We start from the raw sequence: 14,822 nt of genomic DNA on the forward strand, positions 1-14,822 counted from the left end.
GACATATTTTCTTGCGACCCTAGCATAAAGCCGATCGGCAGCGCACGATCAAAGCGGAGAAGCCGGACCGGGCCTGACAGGCTCATGTCATTCCGAGCGTTTTCGAGCCCGGAAAGGACTATTCGCAGCTGACTGTCGTCGAACCGGGCAGCAGGCGGCAGGGCGGCGCCGGTATGCTTCGGCTGCCAACCACAGGCGCTGAGACCGCAGGCACTGCGCCAACGACCGACGATCCTGCCGAGGTGTTGCGCGCCGGCACCGGAATGCCGCCTCCCGTCGCCTGGGGCACTGGCGCGCCAAGCGTGGGCACGCTCGTGGCAGCAGGCACGACCGAGGACGTGCTCTGGCGGCCAGGCGTGGGGATGGAGGACTGCGGAGCGCCCATCGCGGGAAGACCCGTCGTATTCATGGCCGGCGAATAGGCCGTCGGCGCACCCGGCATGTTGCCATATCCCGCAGAAGGCAGGCTGCCCGGCGGCAGGCGGACGATATCGACATTGATGTCATCGCCAGAGGAAACGGTGCTGCGCACGGTCCGCGTGGCAGGCGCAGACGCTGCCGATGAAGAGCTCAGCACGCGCGCGGTGTTGGCCATCTGGTCGGGACGTTCGTCATAGGCGCGGCGGGGATAGGTGGGCGCGCCGGTTTCGCCGAGAAGCGGCGGCGGACCTGCCTGTTCGCCGTAGGGATTCCAGCCATAGGCATCGACCGTTGCTGCAACGGTGAAGCCGTACATGATGCCGAGCAGATCATCCTCGCTGGCGCCGGCCTCGCAGAAGCGGAGCCGGATCTGGATCGTTCCTGCCTGGCCGGCGGCAGCCAGACTGTCGCGACCCGGCCGGATCTGCTGCCAGCCATAAAGGCAAAGGTCGCTGCCGCTGCCGCGTCCGAAGGCATAGCCGAACGGACCGTAATTGTTCTGAACGTAATAGGGCGAGCGCACCATCCGGATGCCGGGCAGTTCCTCACGCATTTCCTGATCGATCCGACGGTCGGTGATCGACTGATAGGAGAGGTTGTTGCCGTTCATGCGCGAATAGTTGCGGGTGCCGAAGAAGACGGCGCGAATGGCGTTCTGTCCCGGCGTGCGGGCATCGGTGCGCAGCATGATCTGCTGTTCGGTGGCGTTCGCAAACTGCTTTTCCAGCACCGAGATGATCGCCGGTCCGCCGGGCGGTGTCATGATGACCGCTTCTTCCGGCATCAGATTGCGCACGGAGGAGCCGTAAGGCGTCAGGTTGCCGGCACAGCTTGCCAGGAAGCCCAATGCGAAAAGGCCCAAAGCCGCGCGGCACCGGGACCTGATCTGATGGGCGACGGCAATTTTCATCTTGTGGCACACCTTGGTTTGACGCGGCACGGATCGGGCTTTTCCATCCGGCCGAGTGAATGCGCCTCATATTTTTCAGACTTTGGTAAACAAAGACCTAACGGGCACCTTCAACGGCGGCGTGAAGGTGGTGAAAAAATTAACAAATACCCTGAAAGTTTGTCGGCTGACGCCCGGTTTTTAATATTTCTTAACGACAATTCGTGTTTGTAGTGTTTGAGACCATGTTCAAAAGAACCCGTACACAGGGAAGCGTGATGCGAGCGCGTGAGGCGACCGATACATTTTATCGAACGGATGTTCGTGTCGGGCTCCATGCACGCAGCGCATGCCTGGAACAGAATGCGATGGCCATGCCGTCGAGACGCTCTGCCGGAGTAAGGATGCCATGAAGCTGACGTATATCGCACTGACAGCGGGCGCGATCGCCATGATCGGTGCAGTCAGCATGAATGCGCCCGGGCGCAGGCTCCCGGTCTCGACCGCGCTCGCAGAGCCGACCGATGCCTTTCGCGACGCCTATCAGCAGATTGTCAGCGACGATGCACCAAAGCCCGCTGCGCCGGAGCCTTCCGTGCGGTTCAATGCGGTTTCCGAGGCGAGAGCCCAGGAGCCATCGGACGACCTGCGCAACCTGCCCTCCAACACTACGCTGCCGCAGACCACGACATCGCCCCAGACGCCTGCCCAGCAGACCGTCGCCCAGCCGACCCAGGAGCCGGAGCGTGCACCGGTTGATGAAAGCGCGTTGCGCTATTTCGCCCAGCAGGGCGACCTGCAGCGTCTTCAGGCGGAAATCTCGCGCCTTCGCTCGCTCTATCCGAACTGGACCCCGCCGGCCAATCCGCTGGCGGTCGAGGACGGCGAGGACGAACAGCTCAACGCCATGTGGAAGGCCTATGCCGAGGGCAATTACGATCAGGTTCGCCAGATGATCCAGGCCCGCAGGGTGGAAGAACCGGACTGGAACCCGCCCGCCGACCTCGTCGATCGCCTGCAGATCGCCGAAAACCGAGCCAATCTTCTAAAGGCCTCCGAAGCCGGCGATTACGAAAAGGTCATCGATCTTGCATCGCAGTCGCCAAGCATCCTGACCTGCGCGGAAATCAACGTGCTCTGGCTCGTCGGCGAGGCTTTCGCCAAGACCGACAAGCTCGGCCGGGCTATGGACGACTACACCTACATCATGAAGAATTGCGAGGACACCAAGGAGCGCCTTGCAACGCTTCAGAAGGCCCTTGCCGTCATGCCCTATGACGACATGAAGACGCTGATCGGCTTTGAAAAGCCCGACGAAGTCGATAATCCGGACTTCAAGGAAATCAGCGACAACCTGCTGCGCGACCGCATGGCCGCAGCCGGCGACGACGAAAACCTGATCGTGTCCGCAGACGATCTCGCCGCGATGGAAGAGCTTGCCAATACCAGCGGCTCCGCCAACGATGCCGAGCTTCTGGCGTGGTATTTCCTGATCCGCGGCAGTTCATCCGCTGCAGAACCCTGGTTCCGCAAGGCCCGGGAAGAAGGCGATTCCGCCACCATCTCGCAGGGGCTGGCGCTGATCCTGATCGAACAGGACAAGGCCGACGAGGCCGAAGCCGTGATGTACCCCTGGCGCAACGACAGCGCGGAAGCACTGGATACCTATCTCAATGCCGTGGTGCGGATGCTCGGACGGATCCCGCGCAAGGAATATGCAAGCGACGTGCTGTCGCGCATGGCCGACGTCATCACCGAAGCCAAGAGCATGACTGCAGCGCAGCAGTTCGGCTGGTACTCCAACGATCTCGACCAGCCGCTTGCCGCCCTTCAGTGGTTCGAGGCAGCGCTTTCCTGGCAGCCCGACTATGAGCCCGCCGCCTATGGCGTGACGCTGATGCTCAACAACATGAACTACAAGCCCGGCGTCTATCTGATGCAGAAGATCTGGGCGCCCTATTCCGAGCGCATCGCCTGGCTCAACGATCCGAACGCCCCGGTGACGACGCTCGAGAACATGATGGCGACCGTCTTCGAACTGACGACGCTGAAGGAGACCGGCGGCACCTCCCGCATCGTTGCCGTTCCGATTGCCGAGATCGATCTTGCGACCGGCCAGCAGACACCGATCGGGGGTGCAGCAGGCGCAGCCTCACCCGGCCAGCCGCAAAACGGCGTGGCGCTGACCGCGCCCGTTTCCGCCCCCGGCATGCTGGGCGCCGCCGGCACCGAGGTCAGCGAGGCGCCTGCAAACTACGTGCCGGAATACTATCAATATTATTACGGCGGCGGCGCCGGAGGCGCAGTGGCGGGGGGCAGCGATGCGGCAAGCCGCACGCAGGCACTCGAACGGCTCAGCATTCCGCGCTCGATGATCCGCACCGACCCGGTGACGGGCGTCCAGACCGTGACGGTCCTCAACACGGCACTCGATCCGGAGCGCAACCGCTATCAATATTCCGCAGCCCAGATCCAGGCCGCCTTCTACACCACCGGCGAGCCGTCACCGCAGACGGAGATCTACCGGTTCGACGAGCAGGCCTATGCCAACCGCGATTACCTGCGCCAGTTCCAGCTGGCCTACTACCTGAATGTCGTCGGCGCGGATGCGACGTCCGGCGACCAGATCACGGTCTCGAGACTGCCCGCCGGCACGATGTTGCCGGAAGGCACCGCCATCCCGCTTGCCTCGGTCGAACCGGCCGTTGTGCGCAGTTCATCTTCCTCCGGTTCCACGCGGCGGGTTGCCGCAAGCACCGCGTCTTCCTCTTCAGGCGGAAGCTGCTGGAGCGGACGCGCCGCCACGAGCCTTTCACCGGATGCGGCCCTGAAACAGGCCTGGTGCCTGATGGATCTCCAGCGTCCGACGGAAGCCGCCCGCGCTTTCGAGGTCGCACTCGGCTCCTCGTCCGCCAAGAACCGCGAAGAGGCGGCCTACGGGCAGAGCCTTGCCTATATGCGCTTAGGCCTTACCAACAAGGCCGCTGTCGCAGCATCGCAGGAGCCGCTCAGCCGCGAGCGCCAGGTCAACCTGCAGGTCGACATTCTCTCCTCGCGCGCGATCTCGGCCTATCAGAGCGGGCACTATCAGGATGCGCTTCTGCTGCTTGCCCAGCGTAACCAGCTGGCGCCTGAAGAAAACGGGCTGATGGTGATCAAGGGTTACGCCTATTACAATCTCGGCCGCTACACCGACGCCTTCAAGGTGTTCAGCGCGCTGGCCGAGATGGGAAATGCAAAAGGCATGGAAGGCCTCGCGCTCACCCGCAACCGGCTTGGCCTGCCCGGCAGCAACTGACGCCTAAGGTCACTTCCCGAACGCAGGCCGCGAACGTGCGTTTGCCGCATGGACCTGCAGCGCTTCCGGATCGCGAAAGCTGAAATCGGTAGGTTGGGCGGGCTGCGGCGCGCGGGCCTTCAGCCCTGGGTCGGAAGCGCGCCGGCGCGTTTTTCCGCCTCGAAGGCGGCATGCGCGTCGACATAGGCTTCCTGGCGGGCGACGCTCCAGTAGCGCAATTCTTCAAGCGCGATCGGCTTGCCGGTAACGGCGCACACGACGTGGCTGCCGGGAATGACGACGTCGAAGCTGGCGTCCAGATACCGGATCCGCGCAACGCCCTGGCCGCTCTTTTCAAAGATGTTCATGATCGATCTCCTGCTCTTTCAAGCGCCTCAGCGTCCAAACAGCCGCTCGATATCGGCAAGTTTCAGTTCAATATAGGTTGGTCGGCCGTGATTGCACTGGCCGGAGCCCGGCGTGGTCTCCATCTGCCTGAGAAGAGCATTCATTTCATCGACGCGCAAGCGCCGGCCCGAACGCACCGAACCATGGCAAGCCATGGTGGCGGCCACGCTTTCGAGCCGCGCGCGCAGCCCATCGGCCGTTTCCCATTCCGCAGCCTCATCGGCAAGCTGGCGGATCAGGGCGCCCGCATCGACCTCGCCCAGCAGCGCCGGCGTCTCGCGCACCGCAAGCGCGCCCGCGCCGAAGCGCTCATAGACGAGACCGAGCCGGGAGAGTTCATCGGCAAATGGCATCAGCCGGTCGCAATCCTCTTCCGGCATGTCGACGATCTCCGGGATCAGCAGCATCTGCGAGGGCAGCCTGCTCCTTGAGAAGGCGGTGCGCAGCGCCTCGTAGACCAGCCGCTCATGAGCGGCGTGCTGATCGACGATGACAAGGCCGGTTTCGGTCTGGGCCACGATATAATTCTCATGCACCTGGGCTCTTGCAGCTCCAAGCGGATGGTCGGCGGAGGGCTGGGCCACGGGCGGCGGCGCCTCGCCGCGCGCCGACGGCGTTGAAAAGCCCTCGAAGCGCTGCGGCCGAGTAAAAGCCGGTGCGCCTGCATACCGGTCCTGCGGCTGCTCCTCAAAACCGTCCGGACGATAGGGAGAGCGTTGCGCAGACCAGTTGGCATTTTCCGCCCTCTGGTAGTCCTGCCGGAAGGCCGCACCTTGCGGCTGAGGCGAAAACCGCGGCTGGAAAGCCTTCAGCATCTGATCCGCACCGGTCGATGATGCCCGGTCGCCCGAACGCGTGAGCGCTTCGCGGATCGCGCCGATGATAAGCCCGCGCACCAGCGCCGGATCACGAAAGCGAACATCGGCCTTTGCCGGATGCACATTGACGTCGACCAGCGCCGGATCGAGCGTGAACCACAGCACCGCCACCGGATAGCGCCCCTTCGGCACGGTTTCGGCATAGGCCGCGCGGATTGCTCCCAGCAGCAGCCTGTCCTGAACCGGCCTGCCATTGACGAAAGCATAGAGATGGCCGGAATTGCCGCGGTTGAAGGTCGGCACCCCGGCAAAGCCCGAGAGCGCGACGTCCTCGCGGACCGCATCCAGTTCGATCGCATTCGCCCTGAAATCGCGTCCCAGCACCTGGGCGATGCGGGCAAGGCGGTCATCGCCCGTTGCCGGCAGTTCAAGCGTTGTCCGGTCCGAACCGGACAGCACGAAGCGCGTTGCCGGAAAGGCGAGCGCCATGCGTTTGACAACCTCGGTGATTGCCGCGGCCTCGGCCCGCTCCGTCTTCAGGAACTTGAGGCGCGCGGGCGTGGCGAAAAACAGATCGCGAACCTCGACGATCGTGCCTGGATTGACCGGCGCCGGCTCGGTGTCGCCGGCGCGGCCGCCTTCAAGCACAATCCGGTAGCCTTCACCGGCCTCGCGCGTCCGGCTCGAAATCGAAAGCCTGGCGACCGAGCCGATCGAGGGCAGCGCCTCCCCGCGAAAGCCGAGCGTGCGGATATCCATCAGGTCGGCTGTGATCTTGGACGTGCAGTGGCGCCTGACCGCGAGCGCGAGATCTTCCCGGCCCATGCCGGAACCGTTGTCGGTGACGCGCAAAAGCGCCTTGCCGCCCCCGGCGGTGGCGATCTCGATCCGGGTGGCGCCGGCATCGAGCGCATTTTCCACCAGTTCCTTGGCAGCGCTCGCCGGCCGCTCGATGACCTCGCCGGCTGCAATCTGGTTGATGACGGTTTCGGAAAGCTGTCTGATGCTCATGGCGCAGTCATAACAGATTCGCGTTTTTGCACCACGCCGTTTCAGCGCCCCGCGCGATAGGCGGGATCGAAGCGCGGTTTGGCGCCGGTGACGAGCGCAAAGCAATTACCGGCATTCGGCTCTTCGCGCGCAACCGTATCCTGGGCTGCGCTCGTCACCATCATCCAGCCGCCATCGCGGCCGATGAAGGCCGGGCATGTCGGCTGGCGGGCGGGGAGCTGGTAGCGCATCACAAGCTTGCCAGTGGCATCATAGTGGTCGAGCACGCCGGCGCCATAACGGGCGTTCCAGATATTGCCGTCGCCATCGCAGACCGCGCCGTCCATGCCGCCCGGCATGTGGGCGGTGTCGATGAACACGCTGGCAGGGCCCGTCGGAAGGCCGGTTTCCGGCGCAAGCGGCACGGACATCAGCTGATTGGCATCGGTATCGACGAAATAGCCGGTAGCGCCATCGGGCGAGAAGCAGATCGCATTTGGGATCGTGATCTTGTCGAACAGCTTGGTGACCACGCCCTCCAGCACATGATAGATCGCGCCAGCCTGCTTCTCCACATTCTTGCCCATGGTGGAGACCCAGAAGGCGCCGGACTGATGCACGCGCCCATCATTCGACCGGGTAACCTCATTGTCGGCCTCGATCGCCACATGGAGCGAAAGCGCCCCGGTCGAGATGTCGCGGAAATAGAGCCCGGTCTCGGTCGAGATCACCTGACGCTGTTCGTCGACAACCGCCAGCGCGCTCGCCATTTCCGGAAGCGCGATGATGCGGCGGTCGCGGGTCGAGGCATTGAGCAAATGCAGCTTGCTGGCATTGATGTCGAACCACCAGATCATGTCCGTGTCGCGGTCATAGCCCGGCCCCTCGCCAAGCGACATCCTGTCGTTCACGAGGATGCGGCCCTCGAATACGGTCTCAGTCATCAGTCTCACTCCCGGGACGCTTCCCTTTCGTGTGGCCGCAGCGGTTGCCGCGCCTGTCACGAAGCGTCTGACTGAACAAAGACAAGCTGGCACGATAAATCAAGCGCTGTATTTTGCGAACGGTCTTCCCCACACCCGTTCGGCGACATCCTGATGACATTTTTTTGCCCTGCGACAGTGCGCCGCAGGCGCAGGCCCGGGCTCAAAAAATGAGCGGAGTCAATAATTTGTGCATTGCAGCAACACCACCATTGCACCGCCAAGAATAGTTTGAGTCTAAATCATTGTTCCGAACGGAAAAAAGCCGCTTGCAATGGCAAAGCGAATAGTCCATCTTCTCGAAAGTTCCAGAGGGGATGAAAACAAACACGCGCCCAAGAGCGCGAATGCAAGACAATAGAAACGCCGGCGCTTCGATCCTTCGGGTTCTTTCACAAGCGCCGGCGTTTCTATCGTTTTGCTTTGAAGAGTCCCCATCACCTGCCAAGTCCGCGTCCACCTTCCTCCGGCTTTTTCATTGGCGTCGGAGGCTTTTCCACCTATCTAGGTGTGAGGAAACGCAGAGGCATGTCGCATGAGTGAAATCACCAGCCAGCAAGTTCTCAAAAGCCTTGAGGCCGTGAACCTGCCTGATGGAAAACCCCTGGCCTCCAGCGGGCTCGTCTCGGATATTTTCGTGACCGACGGCAAGATCTATTTTTCTTTGAGCGTACCGGGCGGCGATGCTGCGGCTTTCGAACCGGTGCGTCTGGCGGCCGCCAGGGCAGCCGGGGCGATACCCGGCGCGAAACAGGCCTTCGTGTCGCTGACGGCGGACAAGCCTGCCACGGCCGGCAAGGCCCCGCCGCCGCCGCAACCGGCAAAGCCCGCGAAACCGGATATTCCCGGAATCGGCAAGATCATTGCCGTTGCCTCCGGCAAGGGTGGGGTCGGCAAATCCACGACATCGGTCAATCTGGCGCTCGGCCTTGCCGCCGAAGGGCTTCGCGTCGGCATCCTCGATGCCGATATCTACGGCCCTTCCATCCCCCGCCTTTTCGGCCTGTCCGGACGCCCCATGCAGGGACCGGGCCGGACCATCATGCCGATGGAAAAATTTGGCCTGAAGGTGATGTCGATCGGCTTCCTCGTTGATGAGGGCACCGCCGTGATCTGGCGTGGCCCGATGGTCCAGTCGGCACTGATGCAGATGCTGCGCGAAGTGGCCTGGGGCGAGCTCGATGTGCTGGTTGTCGACATGCCACCCGGGACCGGTGATGCGCAGCTGACCATGGCGCAGCAGGTGCCGCTTGCCGGCAGCGTGGTGGTATCCACGCCGCAGGATCTCGCCCTCATCGACGCCCGCAAGGCGATTGCGATGTTCAACAAGGTCTCCGTGCCGGTCCTCGGCATCGTGGAGAACATGAGCACATTCATCTGCCCGGATTGCGGCGCGACGCACCACATCTTCGGCCATGGCGGGGCCAGGAACGAGGCGGAGAAAATCGATGTGCCATTTCTCGGTGAAGTCCCGCTTGCAATCGATATCCGGGAAAAATCCGACGCCGGGACGCCAGTCGTTGTCGATGCGCCTGACGGCCCGCACGCCGACGCCTACCGCCGGATTGCCCGATCGGTTCTCGCAGGCATGAAGGCACAGACGAAAAAGGCGCCCTCGATCGTCTTCGATTGAGGCGCCTGCCTACCCCAGAAACGCTTCGTTGCGCAGCTGGAACCGGGCGGGATCATAGATGCTATGCGTCACCTGGATCAGCTCGTCGTGGTGGCTGTAGAGTTCGGATTCGATGCAGAGCGCGGGCGCCATGGCGGAGATGCCCATGGCATCGGCCGCCCCGGCGGGACAGGCAACAGCGGTCACATTCTGCACAAGCTTGATAACCGGCCGATCGTAAAGTTCCTCGATCAGACCGAAAACGGATTCGAGCTTGTGGCGGGAAAGGGACGCCTCGATGCCGGCATAGGCGCCGGCCGCGAAGATCCGGCTCCAGCAGAATGGCCGGAGACGGCCGGGCATGCGGCGCACCGCCGTTACCTCAAGCCAGCCTTCCTCGGGGCTGTCCCTGCCCCGCAGCAGCGGCTCGTCAACGCCGCCGATCATCCGGGTCGACCAGATCTCGAGCGCGGTTTCACGCGTGACCCGCATCATTTCCGGCAGGCTGTTGGTCCGCATCCGGAAATGCTGCTGCGGCGTTTGCGAGGCGACGACCGTGCCCACCCGTTTGCGCCGGGCCACGAGCCCCTCCGCCTCCAGCTCGCTCAGCGCGCGTCTGAGCGTTGTTCTGCTTACGCCGCACAATTGCGCGAATTCCACCTCCGGTGGCAGGCGATCGCCGATCCTGATGCGGCCTGAGGTGATGTCTTCCCTGAGCTTGCGGGTCAGCTGCTTGTGGCGCGGTGCACTCATACGTCTCTCCGAAGCCGTGCGTTCGACGCGCGGCGGGCTTTCGGGATCACCGTAGATAGCCTGGATTTGAGCGGAAATGCGGCATCCGCCTGCCAGCGGCCTTACAGTTTGGTAAGGTGTCTTCCGGCGGCTTTAGCCGAAATCCGATGGGAGCGCCCTCTCTCGATGAAACGCTGTGGTGCGCATTCACGGCGTTTTTCCTCGCCTCCGTTCGGAAGTGCGGCGACCTGAAAAACGTCCACAAGCTGCATATTTCGACTGAAGCGGGCAATTAACATCCTATCAGTGCAACTGGTTGCATAACCATTTACCCGCGTCTCACCAAAGTTGCAAGCGCTCAGGGGCGTCACGCTCCAGCACGGGGTCACGCGCCAGTTCTAGCCGACGCGCCGATCGTGAGCCTGCGTGCTCGCCCCAACAAAAAACGGCGCCCCGTGGGGCGCCGCCGGATTGTGTCGACTGCAAAGCCGTCTAGTGCGGTTCGCTGCGGAGCCCCTTGATGGTGCCGAAGCAGGCCAGCAGCAGGACGATCGTGAACGGGAAGCCCGTCGACACCGCCATCGCCTGGAGCGCCGTCAGGCCGCCGCCGAGCAGAAGCGCGATGGCGACGAGACCTTCGAAACTTGCCCAGAACACGCGCTGCGGCACCGGCGCATCGACCTTGCCCCCTGCCGTAATCGTATCGATCACGATGGAGCCCGAGTCCGACGAGGTCACGAAGAACACGATGACCAGAACGATACCGATGACCGAAGTGATGGTGGAAAGCGGCAACGCCTCCAGCATGATGAACAGCTTCAGATCAAGCGATGCATCGGCGAGCGCCTGATAGTTGCTGACCACGATTTCGCGAATGGCGGTATCGCCGAACACCGTCATCCAGACGATCGAAACGACCGAGGGGATCACCAGCACGCAGGTGATGAACTCGCGCACCGTGCGGCCGCGCGAAACGCGGGCGATGAACATGCCGACGAAGGGCGACCAGGAAATCCACCAGGCCCAGTAGAACGAGGTCCAGCCATCCATGAAATTCTTGTCGGAGCGGCCGAACGGATTGGCAAGCTCCGGAAGGTAGCGGGCGTAATCGAAGAAGTTCGAGAACAGCCCCTTCAGGATATAGGCCGTCGGACCAACCACGATCACGAACAGCAGCAGGATCGCGGCAAGGCCCATGTTGATCATCGAAAGCCGCTGGACGCCCGCATCCATGCCCGCGATCACCGAGGTCAGCGCAATGCCGGTGATGAACACGATCAGCACGACCTTCGAAACCTCGCTGACCGGCAGGCCGAAGATGTGGTTCAGGCCGGCATTGGCCTGCTCCGCGCCGATGCCAAGAGACGTCGCCAGTCCAAAGAGCGTCGCAAGCACCGCCAGAATATCGATGACGTGGCCGACCCAGCCCCAGACCCGTTCGCCGAAGATCGGATAGAACACCGAGCGCATAGCAAGCGGCAGTCCCTTGTTATAGGAAAACAGCGCCAGCGACAGGGCAACGATGGCGTAGATCGCCCACGGATGAAGCGCCCAGTGGAAGATCGTGGCGGCCATTGCCATCGACTGCGCCTTCGCCTGATCTCCGGGCGCGCCGCCGAGCGGGGCCCAGCTTTCCGGCGATCCGGCATTCTCTGCAATCGAGGACGTGTAATGCGAGATCGGCTCCGAAACGCCGTAGAACATCAGACCAATGCCCATGCCAGCGGCAAACAGCATGGAGAACCAGCCCATATAGGAATAATCCGGCTTGGCATCGGCGCCGCCGAGGCGGATCTTGCCGTAGGGCGAAAAGATCAGATAGATGCCAAGCAGCACGAAGACATTGCCGGCGAGCAGGAAGAACCAGTCGAAGGTCGAGGTCAGCCAGTCACGCATGCCGTTGAAGACGGTTTCAGCCTGATCCTGGAAAGCAAGCGTCACCAGAACGAAGGCGACGACCGCGAGCCCCGAGATCAGAAAAACCGGATTGTGCACGTCGAGCCCAAACGGACCGATCGTGGTGGTGATATTGTCCTGACCGATCTCGTAATCGGTTTCGATGATGTCTGTTTCGCCTTCCGGCTCGGGTATCCCCGTATCGGACATGAATAGCTCCTTGTTTGATCTCACCTGACCGTTCCTGGCCCGGCGATCGGACGATCCGAATTGATATGTCTTGAATGTTCAGCCGCGCACCAGAAGCACCGAGGCACGGGTGTGGGTCGCAAGCTGTCCGCCGTGCGCGTGCATGAAGTGGTCTGCGAGATTAGGGACGTGTGTCGCCATGACCACCATGTCGCAACCGAGTTCGTCGACACAGCGCGCAAGCGACTGGTTGAGGTCGACGGCAGGATCATGCGCGACGATCACGTGACTTTCGGCCGCGATGCCGGCTGCATCGCCTTGAAGTTCTGCAAAAGCCCGAAGCTTGTTGCGGTATTCTTCCGGATTGTGGCCAAGGGCGCCTGGCGCGGAAGATGTCACGCCGACATAAACGATTGAAGCGCCGTAAAGCTTGCCGAGATCGCCAGCCGCCTTCAGCGCGCGTTCAAGCTTGTCCGCATGGGCCAGATCGACGGGTACCATGATTTTCTGAAACATCGCATTTCCTGATTTGCGGGTTTGCCGACCCGCCGGGTTCCTTCCCTCACCCACTCGCTTGGCGGAGCTTTCTCCCGGCACGACATATGCCGAACACGAAAAAGCCACATTTCGTTTAGCATTCGAAGCTCTCCCCGCAAACAGCTGGGGTTCGAGCGACGGAAAAGCAGGCGTGTAAAACAAAAAAGCCATGGCAACCGGCGGCTGCCATGGCCTGCGAGACCAAGATAGGGCGTGATCAGGCGTTTTCTAGCTGCGGCAGGATCTGAAGCTCGTAAAGCTTGCGATAGGGACCATCATGGGCCAAAAGCTCGCGTTGCGCTCCCTGTTCCAGGATCTTGCCGTCTTCCAGAACGATGATGTTGTCCGCCGATGTAATGGTGGAGAGTCGGTGGGCGATCACGATCGTGGTCCGCCCTTCCGTCAACCGCTTCAGGGCGTCCTGAACAAGCGACTCGGCATAGGAATCGAGCGCGCTTGTCGCCTCGTCCAGGATCAGGATGTCGGCGTTGCGCAACATGGCACGTGCAATCGCCAGGCGCTGCTTCTGACCGCCGGAAAGATTGCCGCCGTTTTCGCCCACGGGCGAATCGTAACCATTCTGCATGTTCATGATGAAATCATGCGCATGCGCATCCTTGGCGGCCTGGATGATCTCTTCTTCGGTCGCGCCTTCGCGGCCGAGGCCGATATTGTCCCGCACCGTTCCGTTGAACAGGAAGGTGTCTTGCCCGACATAGGCCATGTGCGATCTGAGCGACTCAAAGGAGATCCGCCGCAGATCGAGACCGTTGACGGTAATCCTGCCTTTTTCGGGATCGAACATGCGCATGACGAGATTGAGAATCGTCGACTTGCCGCCGCCGGACGCCCCCACGAGCGCCGTTGTCTTGCCCGCAGGGAAAACAAGATTGAGATTTTCGAACAGGGGCTTGTTCACGTCGTAGGAGAAGCCGACATCTTCGAAGATGACCTCGCCACCGCCCGGGGGCACCGGCTGGGCGTCTTCGGCTTCGGTCAGCATGATCGGATGATCCTTGATCTCGTACATCATCCTCACGCCCACCATCGCCGTTTCGAGATTGACGCGCATGCGCGCCAGGCGCTTGGCCGGCTCGTACGCCAGAAGCAGGGCGGTAATGAATGACATCAGCTCGCCGGGTGTCTGGGTGCCTCCTACGACCCAGAGGCCGCTCAGCGCAATAACACCTGCAATCGCCAGCCCCGACAACGTTTCCATGATCGGGCTTGTGGCCGCTGAAAGCTTTGCGATGCTGTTGGCGCGATGCTCCACCTGCGTGACCTGCATGTCCATGCGCTCGCGCATATGGTTTTCGAGGCCGAAGGCCTTGATGATGCGAACGCCTGTGGAGGCTTCCTGGACACTCTCGATGATCTTGGTGAACGCAGTCAGTTCCTGCGCCATGATAAAGCGGACCTTGTTGGTCAGGTAGCGAACGCCGATGAAAGCTGCCGGTCCGAGAATAAAGGAAACAAGCGACAGGACAGGCTGCTGGATGAACATGACGATCACCAGCCCGACGAGCGAAAACAGGTCGCGGATTGCCGAGGTCAGGATCAAATCCATTGCCGTGCGTGCCGCCTGGGCATTGTTGGTCAGACGCATGACAAGGTCGGAAGACGGGAAACGGATGAAGAAATTCAGGTCCTGCTGCAGAATCCGGCTGAAAATGCTGCTTTGCGCCTTGGCGATGATGTTGTTGCCAGCCTTGCTCAGGATCACGATCTGGAAATAAGTAGCAATGCCTTTAACAATGAAAATGCCAGCAACGCCTCCGGCGAGCATGAACATCCGATTCATGTTCTGGGAGACGACCGTCTCGTTGACGATATCCTTCATGATCCAGGCGCTCATGGCCGTCATGCCGGCCACGATCAGCATCGCAACGGTCGCCAGAGCATACCAGGGCGCCTGGGCACGCAGGTTCTCCGAAAGCAAGCGGTAGAGCAGGCTGCGGTTTGCCAAAGGAATAAAGCGCGCGGCCACCTTGTCGGCGATACGCGTGAAAAACGTAGTCTTTTGCATTGGTATGCGCTGTTCCATAACGATTAGGGCCCTTCGCTGTCGCGG

The 14,822-nt window shown here is 61.9% G+C and carries 10 protein-coding genes; 2 read left to right on the forward strand and 8 right to left on the reverse strand.

Going from position 1 to position 14,822, the window contains the following annotated elements; all coding sequences use genetic code 11:
- Positions 1 to 118 precede the first annotated feature (118 nt).
- Positions 119 to 1,330, reverse strand: coding sequence for a cellulose biosynthesis protein BcsN (gene bcsN, locus HPQ62_RS08655; RefSeq protein ID WP_174802143.1), 1,212 nt, complete (start codon positions 1,328 to 1,330; stop codon positions 119 to 121).
- A 388-nt stretch (positions 1,331 to 1,718) separates the two neighbouring features.
- Here bcsN and HPQ62_RS08660 point away from each other — a divergent pair, with 388 nt between their 5' ends.
- Positions 1,719 to 4,607: a tetratricopeptide repeat protein gene (locus HPQ62_RS08660; protein ID WP_174802144.1), complete on the forward strand. Its 2,889-nt coding sequence runs from the start codon at positions 1,719 to 1,721 to the stop codon at positions 4,605 to 4,607.
- A gap of 119 nt (positions 4,608 to 4,726) precedes the next feature.
- Here the strand turns inward: HPQ62_RS08660 and HPQ62_RS08665 are convergent, their stop codons facing one another.
- From HPQ62_RS08665 to HPQ62_RS08675, 3 genes are read right to left on the reverse strand one after another with little or no spacing between them, the layout of a single operon-like run.
- Positions 4,727 to 4,954, reverse strand: a complete 228-nt coding sequence (locus HPQ62_RS08665; RefSeq protein WP_174802145.1) for a DUF2093 domain-containing protein — start codon at positions 4,952 to 4,954, stop codon at positions 4,727 to 4,729.
- 27 nt (positions 4,955 to 4,981) lie between these two features.
- Positions 4,982 to 6,823, reverse strand: a complete 1,842-nt coding sequence (gene mutL, locus HPQ62_RS08670; RefSeq protein ID WP_174802146.1) for a DNA mismatch repair endonuclease MutL — start codon at positions 6,821 to 6,823, stop codon at positions 4,982 to 4,984.
- 41 nt (positions 6,824 to 6,864) lie between these two features.
- Positions 6,865 to 7,749, reverse strand: coding sequence for an SMP-30/gluconolactonase/LRE family protein (locus HPQ62_RS08675; protein WP_425312619.1), 885 nt, complete (start codon positions 7,747 to 7,749; stop codon positions 6,865 to 6,867).
- Between the two features lie 571 nt (positions 7,750 to 8,320).
- On the opposite strand from HPQ62_RS08675, the gene apbC reads away from it, so the two are divergent.
- Positions 8,321 to 9,418, forward strand: coding sequence for an iron-sulfur cluster carrier protein ApbC (gene apbC / locus HPQ62_RS08680; protein ID WP_174802148.1), 1,098 nt, complete (start codon positions 8,321 to 8,323; stop codon positions 9,416 to 9,418).
- A gap of 9 nt (positions 9,419 to 9,427) precedes the next feature.
- Here the strand turns inward: apbC and HPQ62_RS08685 are convergent, their stop codons facing one another.
- The 4 genes from HPQ62_RS08685 to HPQ62_RS08700 form a co-directional block, all read right to left on the reverse strand.
- Complete coding sequence (locus tag HPQ62_RS08685; RefSeq protein WP_174802149.1) at positions 9,428 to 10,150, reverse strand: GntR family transcriptional regulator; 723 nt, start codon at positions 10,148 to 10,150, stop codon at positions 9,428 to 9,430.
- A 471-nt stretch (positions 10,151 to 10,621) separates the two neighbouring features.
- The gene (locus HPQ62_RS08690) at positions 10,622 to 12,235 is read right to left on the reverse strand and encodes a BCCT family transporter (protein WP_174802150.1); all 1,614 of its coding nucleotides are present in this window, start codon (positions 12,233 to 12,235) and stop codon (positions 10,622 to 10,624) included.
- Positions 12,236 to 12,313: 78 nt separating this feature from the next.
- On the reverse strand, positions 12,314 to 12,730 hold the full coding sequence (locus HPQ62_RS08695) for a universal stress protein (protein WP_174802151.1): 417 nt from the start codon (positions 12,728 to 12,730) through the stop codon (positions 12,314 to 12,316).
- 238 nt (positions 12,731 to 12,968) lie between these two features.
- Positions 12,969 to 14,777, reverse strand: coding sequence for an ABC transporter ATP-binding protein (locus HPQ62_RS08700; protein WP_174802152.1), 1,809 nt, complete (start codon positions 14,775 to 14,777; stop codon positions 12,969 to 12,971).
- Positions 14,778 to 14,822 lie beyond the last annotated feature (45 nt).

The sequence above is a fragment of the Martelella limonii genome, assembly GCF_013344475.1.
In the GTDB taxonomy this organism is placed as follows: Bacteria; Pseudomonadota; Alphaproteobacteria; order Rhizobiales; family Rhizobiaceae; genus Martelella; species Martelella limonii.

What these genes read in the sequence shown, in the direction of transcription:
- bcsN (WP_174802143.1), bottom strand. Translation starts at nt 1,330, where the DNA reads ATGAAAATTGCCGTCGCCCATCAGATCAGGTCCCGGTGCCGCGCGGCT.
- HPQ62_RS08660 (WP_174802144.1), top strand. Translation starts at nt 1,719, where the DNA reads ATGAAGCTGACGTATATCGCACTGACAGCGGGCGCGATCGCCATGATC.
- HPQ62_RS08665 (WP_174802145.1), bottom strand. Translation starts at nt 4,954, where the DNA reads ATGAACATCTTTGAAAAGAGCGGCCAGGGCGTTGCGCGGATCCGGTAT.
- mutL (WP_174802146.1), bottom strand. Translation starts at nt 6,823, where the DNA reads ATGAGCATCAGACAGCTTTCCGAAACCGTCATCAACCAGATTGCAGCC.
- apbC (WP_174802148.1), top strand. Translation starts at nt 8,321, where the DNA reads ATGAGTGAAATCACCAGCCAGCAAGTTCTCAAAAGCCTTGAGGCCGTG.
- HPQ62_RS08685 (WP_174802149.1), bottom strand. Translation starts at nt 10,150, where the DNA reads ATGAGTGCACCGCGCCACAAGCAGCTGACCCGCAAGCTCAGGGAAGAC.
- HPQ62_RS08690 (WP_174802150.1), bottom strand. Translation starts at nt 12,235, where the DNA reads ATGTCCGATACGGGGATACCCGAGCCGGAAGGCGAAACAGACATCATC.
- HPQ62_RS08695 (WP_174802151.1), bottom strand. Translation starts at nt 12,730, where the DNA reads ATGTTTCAGAAAATCATGGTACCCGTCGATCTGGCCCATGCGGACAAG.
- HPQ62_RS08700 (WP_174802152.1), bottom strand. Translation starts at nt 14,777, where the DNA reads ATGCAAAAGACTACGTTTTTCACGCGTATCGCCGACAAGGTGGCCGCG.